Source organism: Pseudomonas sp. BN102, from assembly GCF_029871245.1.
Lineage (GTDB): Bacteria > Pseudomonadota > Gammaproteobacteria > Pseudomonadales > Pseudomonadaceae > Metapseudomonas.
Map to the genome: position 1 here is coordinate 19,420 of NZ_SSON01000077.1, position 13,335 is coordinate 32,754.

At 62.0% G+C, this 13,335-nt stretch carries 13 protein-coding genes and 2 tRNA genes; 1 reads left to right on the plus strand and 14 read right to left on the minus strand.

Annotation, left to right across the window (positions count from 1 at the left end):
* Positions 1 to 34: 34 nt before the first annotated feature.
* The 14 genes from rpsO to rlmE form a co-directional block, all read right to left on the minus strand.
* Positions 35 to 304, minus strand: a complete 270-nt coding sequence (gene rpsO, locus E8F12_RS24140) for a 30S ribosomal protein S15 (RefSeq protein ID WP_044874075.1) — start codon at positions 302 to 304, stop codon at positions 35 to 37.
* Positions 305 to 397: 93 nt separating this feature from the next.
* Positions 398 to 1,315 (minus strand): tRNA pseudouridine(55) synthase TruB, encoded by a 918-nt coding sequence (truB, locus tag E8F12_RS24145; protein WP_280327725.1) that lies wholly within the window; start codon positions 1,313 to 1,315, stop codon positions 398 to 400.
* 4 nt (positions 1,316 to 1,319) lie between these two features.
* A complete protein-coding gene (gene rbfA / locus E8F12_RS24150) occupies positions 1,320 to 1,709 on the minus strand; it encodes a 30S ribosome-binding factor RbfA (protein ID WP_280327726.1) in 390 nt (129 codons plus the stop codon).
* A gap of 93 nt (positions 1,710 to 1,802) precedes the next feature.
* The gene (infB, locus tag E8F12_RS24155; RefSeq protein ID WP_280327727.1) at positions 1,803 to 4,349 is read right to left on the minus strand and encodes a translation initiation factor IF-2; all 2,547 of its coding nucleotides are present in this window, start codon (positions 4,347 to 4,349) and stop codon (positions 1,803 to 1,805) included.
* Positions 4,350 to 4,375: 26 nt separating this feature from the next.
* On the minus strand, positions 4,376 to 5,857 hold the full coding sequence (gene nusA / locus E8F12_RS24160; RefSeq protein ID WP_280327728.1) for a transcription termination factor NusA: 1,482 nt from the start codon (positions 5,855 to 5,857) through the stop codon (positions 4,376 to 4,378).
* 47 nt (positions 5,858 to 5,904) lie between these two features.
* Entirely contained in the window at positions 5,905 to 6,363 is a 459-nt protein-coding gene (gene rimP, locus E8F12_RS24165; RefSeq protein WP_280288741.1) for a ribosome maturation factor RimP, read from the minus strand.
* 131 nt (positions 6,364 to 6,494) lie between these two features.
* Positions 6,495 to 6,571: transfer RNA gene (locus E8F12_RS24170), tRNA-Met, on the minus strand.
* Positions 6,572 to 6,669: 98 nt separating this feature from the next.
* Positions 6,670 to 6,755: transfer RNA gene (locus E8F12_RS24175), tRNA-Leu, on the minus strand.
* Positions 6,756 to 6,765: 10 nt separating this feature from the next.
* Entirely contained in the window at positions 6,766 to 7,149 is a 384-nt protein-coding gene (gene secG, locus E8F12_RS24180; protein WP_280327729.1) for a preprotein translocase subunit SecG, read from the minus strand.
* Positions 7,150 to 7,153: 4 nt separating this feature from the next.
* On the minus strand, positions 7,154 to 7,909 hold the full coding sequence (gene tpiA, locus E8F12_RS24185) for a triose-phosphate isomerase (RefSeq protein WP_280327730.1): 756 nt from the start codon (positions 7,907 to 7,909) through the stop codon (positions 7,154 to 7,156).
* 65 nt (positions 7,910 to 7,974) lie between these two features.
* Entirely contained in the window at positions 7,975 to 9,315 is a 1,341-nt protein-coding gene (gene glmM / locus E8F12_RS24190) for a phosphoglucosamine mutase (protein ID WP_280327731.1), read from the minus strand.
* 19 nt (positions 9,316 to 9,334) lie between these two features.
* Complete coding sequence (gene folP / locus E8F12_RS24195) at positions 9,335 to 10,186, minus strand: dihydropteroate synthase (protein ID WP_280327732.1); 852 nt, start codon at positions 10,184 to 10,186, stop codon at positions 9,335 to 9,337.
* 9 nt (positions 10,187 to 10,195) lie between these two features.
* Positions 10,196 to 12,109 carry an ATP-dependent zinc metalloprotease FtsH gene (gene ftsH, locus E8F12_RS24200; protein WP_280327733.1) on the minus strand — a complete coding sequence of 638 codons (1,914 nt, stop codon included), beginning with the start codon at positions 12,107 to 12,109 and terminating at the stop codon, positions 10,196 to 10,198.
* A 199-nt stretch (positions 12,110 to 12,308) separates the two neighbouring features.
* Positions 12,309 to 12,932 (minus strand): 23S rRNA (uridine(2552)-2'-O)-methyltransferase RlmE, encoded by a 624-nt coding sequence (rlmE, locus tag E8F12_RS24205; RefSeq protein WP_280327734.1) that lies wholly within the window; start codon positions 12,930 to 12,932, stop codon positions 12,309 to 12,311.
* Between the two features lie 76 nt (positions 12,933 to 13,008).
* Between rlmE and E8F12_RS24210 the strand changes: the two genes are divergently transcribed.
* Complete coding sequence (locus tag E8F12_RS24210) at positions 13,009 to 13,323, plus strand: YhbY family RNA-binding protein (protein ID WP_280288748.1); 315 nt, start codon at positions 13,009 to 13,011, stop codon at positions 13,321 to 13,323.
* Positions 13,324 to 13,335: the final 12 nt, after the last annotated feature.

The following is a 13,335-nucleotide window of genomic DNA, read 5'->3' on the forward strand; positions in this document are numbered from 1 at the left end:
TTCCGGCTTCCAGCTTCAAACGCGTCTGTGTCGCTTAGCGACGCAGACCCAGACGACCGATCAGGGCGCTGTAACGAGAGGTGTCCTTACCCTTCAGGTAGTCCAGCAGCTTGCGACGCTGGTTAACCATACGGATCAGGCCACGACGGGAGTGGTGGTCTTTGCCGTTGGCCTTGAAGTGGTCCTGCAGCTTGTTGATGTTGGCGGTCAGCAGGGCAACCTGCACTTCCGGAGAACCGGTATCGCCTTCAGCTTGCTTGTACTCGTTAACGATCTGGGCTTTTTCTGCAACGCTCAGTGCCATGATGGGCTTCCTCTGAGGTAATAGGCCGGGACCTGCGCCCCGTGTTCAAAAAAGAGGAGTGACCGTGCCTATTAACAGCCATCCTCGAATCGGTCATTCCGACCGAATCAGTCGACGCGGCGCTACGCGCCCGTCATCGCTCACTTCACCGATACCGATGAAGCGACCGGTATGATCCTGTACTCGCATCATGCCGAACTTCGGCGCTTCCGGAGCCCGCACCGGCTGGCCATGTAGCCAGTAGTAGGCGCTGTGCTCGGTCAACTGGATCAGCGGCCAATGTTCCAGGCCACTGTCGACGGGCAGGAGGAACTGGTCCAGTGCCTCGTTGCCGCCTTCGGCGTGGGCCTTCTCCAGGGTCTCCAGGCTGATCGCTTGGGCCAGTGCGAAGGGGCCCGCCTGGGTCCTGCGCAGCTCCGCCACATGGGCCCCGCATCCCAGTACCTGGCCGAGATCCTCGACCAGGGTGCGGATATAGGTGCCCTTGCTGCAGGCTACGGCCAGTCTTGCCTGGCTGTTTTCACAGGCCAGCAAGTCCAAGCGCGCAATAGTAACAGAACGCGCCTCGCGCTCCACTACTTCACCGGCTCGCGCCAGCTTGTAGAGGGGTTGGCCGTCCTTCTTCAGGGCCGAGTACATCGGCGGTATCTGTTTGATTTCACCGCGAAAACGCGGCAGCAATGCCTCGATTTCCGGGCGACCGACGGTCACCTCCCGACGCTCGACCACTTCGCCTTCGGCATCGCCGGTGGTGGTGGTGACGCCCAGCTGGGCCAGGGTCTCGTAACCCTTGTCGGCATCCAGCAGGTACTGGGAGAACTTGGTCGCCTCGCCAAAGCACAGCGGCAGCACGCCGGTGGCCAGGGGATCGAGGCTGCCGGTATGCCCGGCCTTCTCGGCGTTGAGCAGCCAGCGGACCTTCTGCAACGCGGCGTTGGAACTCATGCCACGTGGCTTGTCGAGGATCAGCACGCCGCTGACGTTACGGCGGATACGTTTCACCTGGGCCACGCGATCACTCCTCGTCGTTGCCCGGGTGCTTGCGGTCTTCTGCTACAGCGCGTTCGATCAGCGCGGACAGCTCGGCCCCGCGGCGGATGCTGGCGTCGTAGTGGAAGTGCAGTTGCGGCACGCTGCGCAGTTTCATGGCCTTGCCCAGTTGCATGCGCAGGAAGCCTGCGGCGTCCTGGAGGATATCCAGGTTGAGCTTGACCTTCTCGGCATTGTCGTCCTGCCCCATGACGGTGATGAACACCTTGGAGTGGGACAGGTCGCGGCTCACGTCGACCGCGGTGATGGTCACCAGACCCAGACGCGGATCCTTGATCTCGCGTTGGATCAGCAGCGCCAGCTCACGCTGCATCTGGTCGCCGATGCGTTGGGTACGGCTGTAGTCTTTAGCCATTTCGTTTCACTCATGAACGCTAAAAGTCGAAAGCCAGGAGTGGAAAGCGTTGGCTTCCAGCTCCTGGCTCCCGACTTGTGGCAAGCGCGGCACTTACAGCGTGCGCGCCACCTGGACCTTCTCGAAGACTTCGATCTTGTCGCCGACCTTGACGTCGTTGTAGCTCTTCACGCCGATACCGCACTCCATGCCGGCACGGACTTCGGCAACGTCGTCCTTGAAGCGGCGCAGGGACTCCAGTTCGCCCTCGAAGATCACCACGTCGTCGCGCAGTACGCGGATCGGACGGTTGCGGTGTACCAGACCCTCGGTAACCATGCAGCCGGCAATCGCGCCGAACTTCGGCGAACGGAACACGTCGCGCACTTCGGCGATACCCAGGATGTTCTCCCGGACTTCGCTGCCGAGCATGCCGGACAGTGCTTTCTTAACGTCTTCGATGATGTCGTAGATGATGTTGTAGTAGCGCAGGTCCAGGCCTTCCTGCTCGACGATCTTGCGTGCGCCGGCATCAGCACGCACGTTGAAGCCGAACAGTACGGCGTTGGACGCCAGCGCCAGGTTTGCGTCGCTCTCGGTGATACCACCGACACCGCCGCCGACCACACGCACCTGCACTTCCTCGTTGCCGAGGTCGGCCAGGGCGCCCTGCAGGGCCTCGAGAGAACCACGCACATCGGACTTGAGCACGATGTTGAGGGTCTTCTTCTCGTCCTGGCCCATGCTTTCGAAGATGTTCTCCAGCTTGGAAGACTGCTGACGAGCCAGCTTGACCTCGCGGAACTTACCTTGACGGAACAGGGCGACTTCGCGGGCCTTCTTCTCGTCGGCAACTACGGTCAGGTCGTCACCGGCGTCCGGGGTGCCGTCCAAGCCGAGGATCTCGACCGGAATGGACGGGCCAGCTTCTTTCACCGGCTTGCCGTTCTCGTCGAGCATGGCACGGACGCGACCGTAGTTGACGCCACAGAGGACCATGTCGCCCTGACGCAGGGTACCGTCCTGGACCAGCACGGTAGCCACTGGGCCACGGCCCTTGTCCAGACGGGACTCGACCACCACGCCACGGCCCGGGGCCGACGGGGTCGCGGTGAGTTCCAGTACCTCGGCCTGCAGCAGTACTGCTTCCAGCAGTTCGTCAACGCCGGTACCGACCTTGGCCGATACAGGCACGAACTGGGTGTCGCCACCCCACTCTTCCGGGATCACGTCACGGCCGGCCAGATCATTCTTGATCCGGTCCAGGTCGGCTTCCGGCTTGTCGATCTTGTTCACCGCGACCACGATCGGCACGCCAGCCGCTTTCGCGTGCTGTACGGCTTCTTCGGTCTGCGGCATCACGCCGTCGTCGGCCGCCACCACCAGGATGACAATGTCGGTGGCCTTGGCGCCACGGGCACGCATGGCGGTAAACGCTGCGTGGCCCGGGGTGTCGAGGAAGGTCACCATGCCGCGGTCGGTTTCCACGTGGTAGGCGCCGATGTGCTGGGTGATGCCACCCGCCTCGCCACTGGCCACCTTGGTACGGCGGATGTAGTCGAGCAGAGAGGTCTTGCCATGGTCGACGTGACCCATCACGGTCACTACCGGCGCACGAGTCAGGGCCTCGCCCTCGAACCGCAGGGACTCCGCCAGTTGCTCCTCCAGGGCGTTCTCGTTGACCAGCTTGACCTTGTGGCCGAATTCTTCGGCGATCAGCTGGCCGGTTTCCCGGTCGAGCACCTGGTTGATGGTCACCGGGGTGCCCATCTTGAACATGAACTTGACGACTTCCGCGCCCTTGACGGTCATCTGCGCAGCCAGTTCGGCCACTGTGATGGTCTCGCCAATGCTGACTTCACGCACGATGGGTCCTGTTGGGCTCTGGAACCCATGTTGGTTACGCTTCTTCAGCTTGGACTTGCCGCCTCGGCCGCCGCGACGGAAGGAATCACTCTCTTCCTCCGTGCTGCGCGGCGCGACTCGGGGAGCCGGAGCCTTTTCCTTCTCCTTGATCGAAGGACGGTGCTGCGCATGCTTGCGATCGCGGCGCTCGTCCTCGTCACGAGCACGCTCGGGACGACGAACTTCTTCCTTCTTGCGTTCGACGGCCGCACCCGGAGCCGGTGCAGCAGCGCCTGCCACGGCAGCCACAGGGGCGACGGCGGCAACCGGTTCTGCGGCCGCGGCAGCAGTCTGTGCCTCGGCCGGAGCGGCCCGGACCACAGCATCCTTGGCACGGGCGTCAGCCTCGCGGCGGGCGGCCTCTTCGGCGCGCCGGCGAGCTTCTTCCTCGGCCTTCAGGCGAGCAGCTTCTTCCGCAGCGCGCTGCTCTTCGAGCTCGCGCTGGCGTTCGGCCTCGATCTCGTCGGGGCTGCGTTTGACGTACGTCTTCTTCTTACGTACTTCAACGTTGATGGTCTTGCTACCGGCGACCCTCAGCGTGGTAGTGGTCTTGCGCTGCAAGGTGATCTTGCGCGGCTCTTCGACTCGCTCGCCGTGGCTGCTCTTGAGATGAGCCAGCAGGGCCTGCTTCTCATTGTCGGTCACAACTTGCTCGGCGCTGGTGTGCGGCAATCCCGCCTCGCGCATCTGCAGCAGCAGGCGCTCCACCGGTGTATCGACCACTTGGGCCAGTTCTTTCACCGTGACTTGCGTCATGCACTTCTCTCCTCAGGCCGCGATACTTACTCGAACCAGTGGGCTCGGGCGGCCATGATCAGCTTGCCGGCACGCTCTTCGTCCATGCCGTCGATGTCGAGCAGGTCGTCGATCGATTGCTCGGCCAGATCTTCGCGGTTAATAACGCCACGTACGGCGAGTTCCACAGCCAGGTCCTTGTTCATGCCTTCCAGGGAAAGCAGGTCTTCGGCAGGCTGGGCGTCCGCCAGCTTCTCTTCGGTCGCGATGGCCTTGGTCAGCAGACGGTCTTTCGCACGCGCACGCAGCTCGTTGACGATCTCTTCGTCGAAGCCTTCGATGCTGAGCATCTCTTCCATCGGCACGTAGGCGATTTCTTCCAGGCTGGTGAAGCCTTCTTCGACCAGTACCTGGGCCAGCTCCTCATCCACCTCCAGTTCATCTACGAAGGCGCGCAGGATGCCGCCGGTCTCGGCTTGCTGCTTGGCCTGGATGTCCGCTTCGGTCATCACGTTCAGGGTCCAGCCGGTGAGCTGGCTGGCCAGGCGAACGTTCTGACCACCACGGCCAATGGCCTGGGCCAGGTTGTCCTCGGCAACGGCGATGTCCATGGCATGGGCATCCTCGTCGACGATGATCGCCACCACTTCGGCCGGGGCCATGGCGTTGATCACGAACTGTGCGGGGTTGTCGTCCCACAGGACAATATCGACACGCTCACCGCCCAATTCGCCGGATACGGCCTGGACGCGGGAACCGCGCATGCCGATGCAGGCACCCTGCGGGTCGATCCGCTTGTCCTTGGAGCGGACGGCGATCTTGGCGCGGGAACCCGAGTCACGGGACGCGGCCATCACTTCGATGAGCTCTTCGGCGATTTCCGGCACTTCGATGCGGAACAGCTCGATCAGCATCTGCGGCGCGGTGCGCGACAGGATCAGCTGCGGACCGCGGTTCTCGGTGCGGATTTCCTTCAGCAGGGCACGCACGCGGGCGCCGACGCGGAAGGTCTCGCGGGGGATGATGTCTTCGCGGGCCAGCAGCGCCTCGGCATTGTTGCCCAGGTCGACGATGACGTTATCGCGGGTTACCTTCTTCACGGTGCCGGAAATGATGTCGCCCAGCTTCTCGCGGTACGCCTCTACCACTTGCGCACGCTCGGCCTCGCGAACCTTCTGCACGATGACCTGCTTGGCGGTCTGGGCAGCGATACGGCCGAACTCGATGGACTCGATCTTCTCTTCGACCACGTCGCCCAGCTTGGCGCTTTCGTCCTTCTCGCGGGCCTGCTCGAGGGTCAGCTCGGCGGCCGGGTTCTCCAGCTCTTCTTCATCGACCACGGCCCAGCGACGGAACGTGTCGTAGTTGCCGTTGTGGCGATTGATCTCCACACGCAGGTCGACTTCGTCCTCAAAACGCTTCTTGGTAGCAGTGGCCAGGGCCAGCTCCAGTGCCTCGAAAATCACGCCAGCCGGTACACCCTTTTCGTTGGATACCGACTCAACAACCAGCAGTACTTCTTTGCTCATCGTACGCCTCGCCTTTCGCAATCCATTGGATCCGCGGGATCCGCGTCTCAGTCAAAACGGGGAATGATGTTGGCCTTGTCGATCGACTCGATCGGAAGGAGGAACTCGCGGTCTTCAATGAGAACCACCACGTCCTGCTCCTCCACCCCGCGGAGGAGCCCCTGGAAATTGCGCCGCCCTTCGAAAGGCGACCGCAGCTTGATCTTGACCAACTCGCCGGCGTGGGCCGCGAACTGTTCAAGGGTGAACAGCGGACGATCCATACCCGGCGACGATACTTCGAGGGTGTACTCACTGCTGATCGGGTCCTCGACGTCGAGCACGCCACTGATCTGCCGACTCACTTTCTCGCAGTCGTCGACCAGGATGCCGTTTTCGTGATCGATATAGACTCGCAGCAGCGAATGCCGCCCTTGAGACAGGAACTCGATGCCCCAGCACTGATAACCGAGCGCTTCGACTACCGGGGCCAACAAGGCCTGCAACTGTTCTAGCTTGCTCGACACCTGATTGCCTCTCGCATGCTGTGCAAATAAAAAATGGGCGAAACGCCCATCCCTTCAAAACCGCCTGATCTGTGATCGGAGGCCAACTGTCCAGCTAGCAAAAAGCCCCTAAAAAGGGGCTTCGCGACTACTGGTTGCGGGGGCTGGATTTGAACCAACGACCTTCGGGTTATGAGCCCGACGAGCTACCAGACTGCTCCACCCCGCGTCAAAGCTGGTGCGAGAGTATACGGCCAGCACCTTGCATGGTCAACCGCACATCCCACTAAGAAGAAAGCCCGCATTGCTGCGGGCGTTCCTTTTGTATGGTACCGAGGAGGGGACTCGAACCCCTACAGCCTATGGCCACTACCACCTCAAGGTAGCGTGTCTACCAATTCCACCACCTCGGCAAAACTTGCCTTACTTCTGCTCTGGAGCCTGAGGTACGTCAGCCGCATTGCCTGCTGGCTTTTGCTCTTCGAGCACCGGCACATCATCAGCTGCCGGCTTGCTTGGCTGGACTTCGAGAGCCGCCGGATCCGGCAGGCCTACGTTGCTCAGCGCATCAGCCTTTTCATTAGCGAAGAACGCTAAGCCCAGGCTGGTAATGAAAAAAACCGCGGCGAGTATAGCAGTAACTCTACTCAAAAAGGTAGCGGAACCTTGGCTTCCGAACACGGTTGCCGAAGCACCGGAACCGAAGGACGCACCAGCATCCGCACCCTTGCCCTGCTGGACCAGCACCAGGCCTACCACGCCCAGGGCAACCAGCAAGTGCACTACAACAATGACAGTTTCCAGCATCTCGTCAGCTTCCTGCGGCGCGACAGATCGCACCGAACTCATCCGCATTCAGGGAAGCACCACCAACGAGCCCCCCATCGATATCCGGCATGCCGAACAAGTCGGCCGCACTGGCCGCCTTCACACTGCCGCCGTACAGAATCCGTACACCGCGAGCGACTTCAGCATTCTCCGCCGAGAGCCGCGACCGGATAGCGGCGTGCACTTCCTGCGCCTGCTGCGGCGAGGCTGTCAGCCCCGTACCTATGGCCCAAACCGGCTCATAAGCGATTACCGCCTGCGCAAACGCACCTACGCCAAGCTCCTCGATCACGCTACCCAGCTGACGCCCCACAACTTCGAGCGTCTTGCCGGCTTCGCGCTGCTCTTGGGTCTCACCGACACAGAGCACCGGTACCAGACCACAGGATTGAGCAGCAGCGAACTTGCGACTCACGATTTCGTCGCTTTCACCCAGAATCAGGCGACGCTCCGAATGACCAACCAAGACCAGCTTGCAACCTACATCCACCAACTGGCTCGCTGCAATCTCTCCAGTGAGGGCTCCCTGCACCGGCTCGACCGCACAATCCTGCGCACCTACGACAATTGACTTGTCGCCCAGGCCCTGAAGGACCTGATTGATGTACAGACAGGGCGGCATGACCGCAACTTCGACTCCAGCAGGCAAGACCAATTGGCGCAAGCCTTCGATCAGCTCTGCGACACTGGCGCGGGTACCGTGCATTTTCCAGTTACCGGCTACCAAAGGTCGGCGCATGCTTTATCTCGTCGATCAAAGTGGGCGCAGATATTACCCAAGTGATTTGCAACTAGCAAGACAAATCAAGCACATACCTCTGTAACGACCTTCGCCAGCTCTTCGGCATAGCCGCGCACCAGCGTTTCATCGTCGCCTTCGACCATTACCCGCACAAGCGGCTCGGTCCCGGACTTGCGCAGCAGCACGCGGCCGCGCCCCGCCATCTCCTCGGTGACGCGGGCAGATGCATTCTGCACGGCCGGATGGCTGACCGGATCGACATCACCACCGGCATAGCGCACGTTGATCAACACCTGCGGGCACTTACGCATGCCCTGGCGCGCTTCGGCCAGGGACTGGCCACTGCGCTGCAGCGCCATCAACACCTGCAATGCGGCGACGATGGCGTCACCGGTGGTGGTGAAATGGCTGCAGACGATATGGCCGGAATTTTCACCGCCCAGCGTCCAGTCATTGGCCTGGAGCTCGCTCATCACGTAGCGGTCGCCGACCTTGGCGCGAACGAAGGGAACCTCGAGGTCCTTGAGCGCCAGTTCCAGACCGAGGTTGCTCATCAGCGTGCCCACCACGCCGCCGCTCAACTTGCCGCGACCATGGAGATCCCGGGCAATCAGGTAGATCAGCTCATCACCGTCCACCACGGCCCCGGTGTGGTCGACCATCAGCACCCGGTCACCGTCGCCATCGAAGGCAATACCGATGTCCGCATGCTGGTCGATGACTGCAGCCTGCAGACTAGCCATATGGGTGGAGCCGCAACGGTCGTTGATGTTGAGGCCGTTCGGCTGCGCCGCGAACACGCTCACCTGGGCGCCCAGCTCACGGAACACGCTGGGCGCGACCTTGTAGGTGGCGCCATGGGCGCAATCCACCAGCAGCTTGAGACCGGCGAAATCGGTGCTGACCGGGGTGGTGCTCTTACAGAACTCGATGTAGCGACCGGCAGCGTCGTTGATCCGGGAAACCTTGCCGAGCTGTGCCGAGTCGACCACCGTCATCGGCTGGTCCAGCAGCTCCTCGATCATCAATTCCACCTCGTCGGAGAGCTTGGCGCCCTTGCCGGAGAAGAATTTGATGCCGTTGTCTTCATGGGGATTGTGGGACGCGCTGATAACGATGCCCGCATCGGCCAGGAAGGTACGGGTCAGGTAGGCGATGGCCGGGGTCGGCATCGGGCCGAGCAGCATCACGTCGGCACCGGCGGCAACCAGGCCGGCCTCGAGGGCGGACTCGAACATGTATCCGGAAATCCGCGTGTCCTTGCCGATCAGGATGCGGCACTTGCCTTGCTTGCGGAACGCCATGCCAGCGGCCCAGCCAAGCTTGAGCATGAAATCCGGAGTAATCGGGAATTGCCCTACGTGCCCGCGAATACCGTCGGTGCCAAAGTACTTTCTGCTCATGAATATGCTCCGTGTTTTCTTATTCCGCCGCTTGAACTGCAGCGACCATGCGTACCGTGTCGACGGTTTCCGCGACATCATGCACGCGCAGGATGCAGGCACCCTTTGCCACCGCCAGGGCGGCCAGGGCGAGACTGCCGTACAGGCGCTGATGGACTTCCCGTCCCAGCGCCTGGCCAATCATGCTTTTACGCGAAACCCCGACCAGCAAGGGGCGCCCCAACTCATGCAGCGCCTCCATGTGCTTGAACAGACTGAGGTTGTGCGCCAGGGTCTTGGCGAAACCGAACCCCGGATCCAGGATGACCCGTTCGGCTGGAATACCCGCCGTCTCGCAGGCCTGCATGCGTTCGGCGAGAAAGTCCCGCACCTCCCGCACGACATTCCCATAGCGCGGATCCTGCTGCATGTTGCCCGGCTCGCCGAGCATGTGCATCAGGCAGACCGGCAGGCCGCTATCCGCGGCCGCATCGAGGGCGCCATCGCGACGCAGGGCGCGCACGTCGTTGATCATCCCCGCCCCCAGGCGCGCGCCTTCACGCATCACCGCAGGTGTCGAGGTATCCAGTGAAATCACCACGTCCAGCTCACGGGCGATAGCCTCGACCACCGGCGCCACACGTTCCAGCTCCTCGGCCGGGGAGACCGCGCGCGCACCGGGGCGGGTCGACTCCCCGCCGACATCGATCAGGGTCGCGCCCGCCGCGACCATTTCAGCGGCATGACGCAATGCGGCGTCACGACCGCTGAAGCGGCCGCCGTCTGAGAAGGAGTCGGGCGTGACATTGAGGATGCCCATGACTTGCGGCTGGGCCAAATCAAGAACCCGGCTGCCGAAAGGCAACCGGGTCGGGTACTGCAATGACTTCATCAACAGGCCTTAGTGTTCGCCAGCTGGCCCACCGATGGGGGTTTCAGGGCGCTTGGCCTCTTCGCGCGGGGCGGGAGTGCCGGAGGTGCCGGAACCACCCTGCCAGTCCTTGGGTTCACGAGCGGTGCGACCGGACATGATGTCGTCGATCTGCTCGGAGTCGATGGTCTCGTACTTCATCAGGGCTTCGGCCATCGCGTCCAGCTTGTCGCGGTTTTCCACCAGCAGTTGCTTCGCCGTGGTGTAGCACTCGTCGATGATGCGACGGACTTCCTGGTCGATCATCTTCGCCGTCTCACCAGAGAGATTGGCGTGCTGGGCGCCGGCGCTGCGGCCGAGGAACACTTCGCCCTCCTCTTCCGCGTACATCAGCGGGCCGAGCTTCTCGGACAAGCCCCATTTGGTCACCATGTTCCGGGCGATCTGGGTCGCCCGCATGATGTCGTTGGAGGCGCCGGTGGTGACACCATCGAAGCCCAGGGTCATTTCCTCGGCGATACGGCCACCGAACAGCGAGCAGATCTGGCTGATCAGCGCACGCTTGGACAGGCTGTAGCGGTCCTCCTCCGGGAGGAACATGGTCACGCCCAGGGCGCGGCCACGGGGAATGATCGACACCTTGTAGACCGGATCATGCTCGGGCACCAGGCGGCCGACGATGGCGTGACCGGCCTCGTGGAACGCGGTGTTGAGCTTCTCCTTCTCGGACATGACCATGGATTTGCGCTCGGCGCCCATCATGATCTTGTCCTTGGCCAGTTCGAATTCCTTCATCTCCACCAGGCGCTTGTTGACGCGGGCGGCGAAGAGCGAGGCTTCGTTGACCAGGTTGGCCAGGTCGGCACCGGAGAAGCCCGGCGTACCGCGCGCGATGACCGCCGGCTCGACGTCTTCGCCCATCGGCACCTTGCGCATATGCACCTTGAGGATCTGCTCACGGCCACGGATATCGGGCAGGCCTACCACCACCTGGCGGTCGAAACGGCCCGGGCGCAGCAGCGCGGGATCGAGCACATCCGGACGGTTGGTCGCAGCGATCACGATGATGCCGTCGTTCATTTCGAAACCGTCCATCTCCACCAGCAACTGGTTGAGGGTCTGCTCACGTTCGTCGTGCCCACCGCCCAGGCCGGCGCCACGATGGCGACCCACGGCATCGATCTCGTCAATGAAGATGATGCAGGGCGCGTGTTTCTTGGCCTGGTCGAACATGTCACGGACGCGGGACGCACCCACACCGACGAACATTTCGACGAAATCGGAGCCGGAAATGGTGAAGAAGGGTACCTTGGCTTCGCCTGCGATGGCCTTGGCCAACAGGGTCTTGCCGGTGCCGGGCGGGCCGACCATCAGCACGCCACGAGGGATACGGCCACCCAAGCGCTGGAATTTGCCCGGATCGCGGAGGAACTCCACCAGTTCGCTGACCTCTTCCTTGGCCTCGTCGCAACCGGCGACGTCGGCGAAGGTGGTCTTGACCTGGTCTTCCGAGAGCAGGCGCGCCTTGCTCTTGCCGAAGCTCATCGGGCCGCCGCGTCCACCGCCACCGCCCTGCATCTGGCGCATGAAGAACATGAAGACGGCAATGATCACCAGAATCGGGAAGCTGGCCACCAGCAACTGGGTCCAGATGCTCTGTTGCTCGGGCTGCTTGCCTTCGATGATGACGTTGTTGTCGATCAGGTCACCGATCAGGCCACCGTCCTGGATGGCCGGACGAACGGTCTTGAAGGGCTCGCCGTCATTGCGCTTGCCGGTAATGACGAAGCCATCCACGGTCACACGCTCGACCTTGCCTTCTTTAACCTGCTCGATGAATTCCGAGTAGTTAAGAGTCTGCGGCTCGCTCGGGCTGGAGAAATTGTTCATCACCGTGACAAGCACAGCGGCGATGATCAGCCACAGGATCAGATTTTTTGCCATATCGTTCAATTAGCTACCCTCTGGAACGGGCCCCTTCCTGGAGCACACCCCGCATGACGCTGGTGATTAACCGGCCTAACTTACTACACAACCCCTACCCCTGGCAGGCGCCGTCTGTAACCCTTTATGAGACCTCGCAGTCTCGCTGCAGTATCCAGTCGCTGCAGAAAGGAACCCATGAGTCAGTTCCCGTTGCAGTCTATTCCCCACGGAAGCCGCGTGCGAGCAGGTATTGCTCCCGGGAGCGGTCACGCGACGAAAGCGGCTTGCGCATCTGCACCTTGTCGAACATCGCGCGCACCTGCTTGTGGTAGAGGTCGAAACCTTCGCCCTGGAAAATCTTGATCAGAAAATCCCCCCCCGGACCCAATACGCGCCCGGCCAAGTCCAGCGCCAGTTCGCAGAGGAACATGGCGCGCGGCTGGTCGGAGGCCCTTACCCCACTCATATTGGGGGCCATATCGGAAATCACAAGGTCCACCGGGTTGTCACCGATCGCCTCGAGAATCTGGGCGAATACCGCATCCTCGGTGAAATCGCCCTGAATGAAGGTCACGTCGGGAATGCTATCCATTTCCAGGATATCGGAGGCGATCAGCCGGCCACGGTCGCCGATCACCCGGCTGGTGACTTGGGACCAGCCGCCCGGCGCAGCGCCAAGGTCGACCACCAACATACCGGGCCGCAGGATGCGGTCCTTCTCCTGAATTTCCAGGAGCTTGTAGCTGGCGCGGGAACGGTAACCGTCCTTCTGCGCCATTTTGACGTACGGGTCGTCGATATGTCTTTGCAGCCAACGCTGGCTACTCTTGGAACGGGCCACGGGATACCTCGTGTTCGGCTGTGCGCCCCGGAATCACTCGGGTAAACTACCAGCCTTTTTTCGCAGGGGTCTGATTATGGCGCTCTCACCGGAGCACAAGAAGCAATACAAATCTATCGGTCATCACTTGAAACCGGTATTGACGGTGGCCGAAAACGGCCTTACCGAAGGTGTGCTGGCCGAACTGGAGCGCGCGCTGAACGATCACGAACTGATCAAGGTCCAGTTCCGCATCACCGAGCGCGACGACCGCCGCGCCCTGATCGATGAACTTTGCGCGACTGGCAACTGCGAGCTGGTACAGGTCATCGGCAAGATGGCGCTGGTCTATCGCCGCAACCCCAAGCCGAACCGCAACCTTTCCAACATCAGCCGCTTCAGCGGCCTCTAAGCCTCCAGCCAA

Bases quoted from the DNA above. Each gene is read 5' to 3' on its own strand.
- rpsO (WP_044874075.1), bottom strand. From the start codon at position 304: ATGGCACTGAGCGTTGCAGAAAAAGCCCAGATCGTTAACGAGTACAAG.
- rbfA (WP_280327726.1), bottom strand. From the start codon at position 1,709: ATGGCTAAAGACTACAGCCGTACCCAACGCATCGGCGACCAGATGCAG.
- infB (WP_280327727.1), bottom strand. From the start codon at position 4,349: ATGACGCAAGTCACGGTGAAAGAACTGGCCCAAGTGGTCGATACACCG.
- nusA (WP_280327728.1), bottom strand. From the start codon at position 5,857: ATGAGCAAAGAAGTACTGCTGGTTGTTGAGTCGGTATCCAACGAAAAG.
- secG (WP_280327729.1), bottom strand. From the start codon at position 7,149: ATGCTGGAAACTGTCATTGTTGTAGTGCACTTGCTGGTTGCCCTGGGC.
- tpiA (WP_280327730.1), bottom strand. From the start codon at position 7,909: ATGCGCCGACCTTTGGTAGCCGGTAACTGGAAAATGCACGGTACCCGC.
- glmM (WP_280327731.1), bottom strand. From the start codon at position 9,315: ATGAGCAGAAAGTACTTTGGCACCGACGGTATTCGCGGGCACGTAGGG.
- folP (WP_280327732.1), bottom strand. From the start codon at position 10,186: ATGAAGTCATTGCAGTACCCGACCCGGTTGCCTTTCGGCAGCCGGGTT.
- ftsH (WP_280327733.1), bottom strand. From the start codon at position 12,109: ATGGCAAAAAATCTGATCCTGTGGCTGATCATCGCCGCTGTGCTTGTC.
- E8F12_RS24210 (WP_280288748.1), top strand. From the start codon at position 13,009: ATGGCGCTCTCACCGGAGCACAAGAAGCAATACAAATCTATCGGTCAT.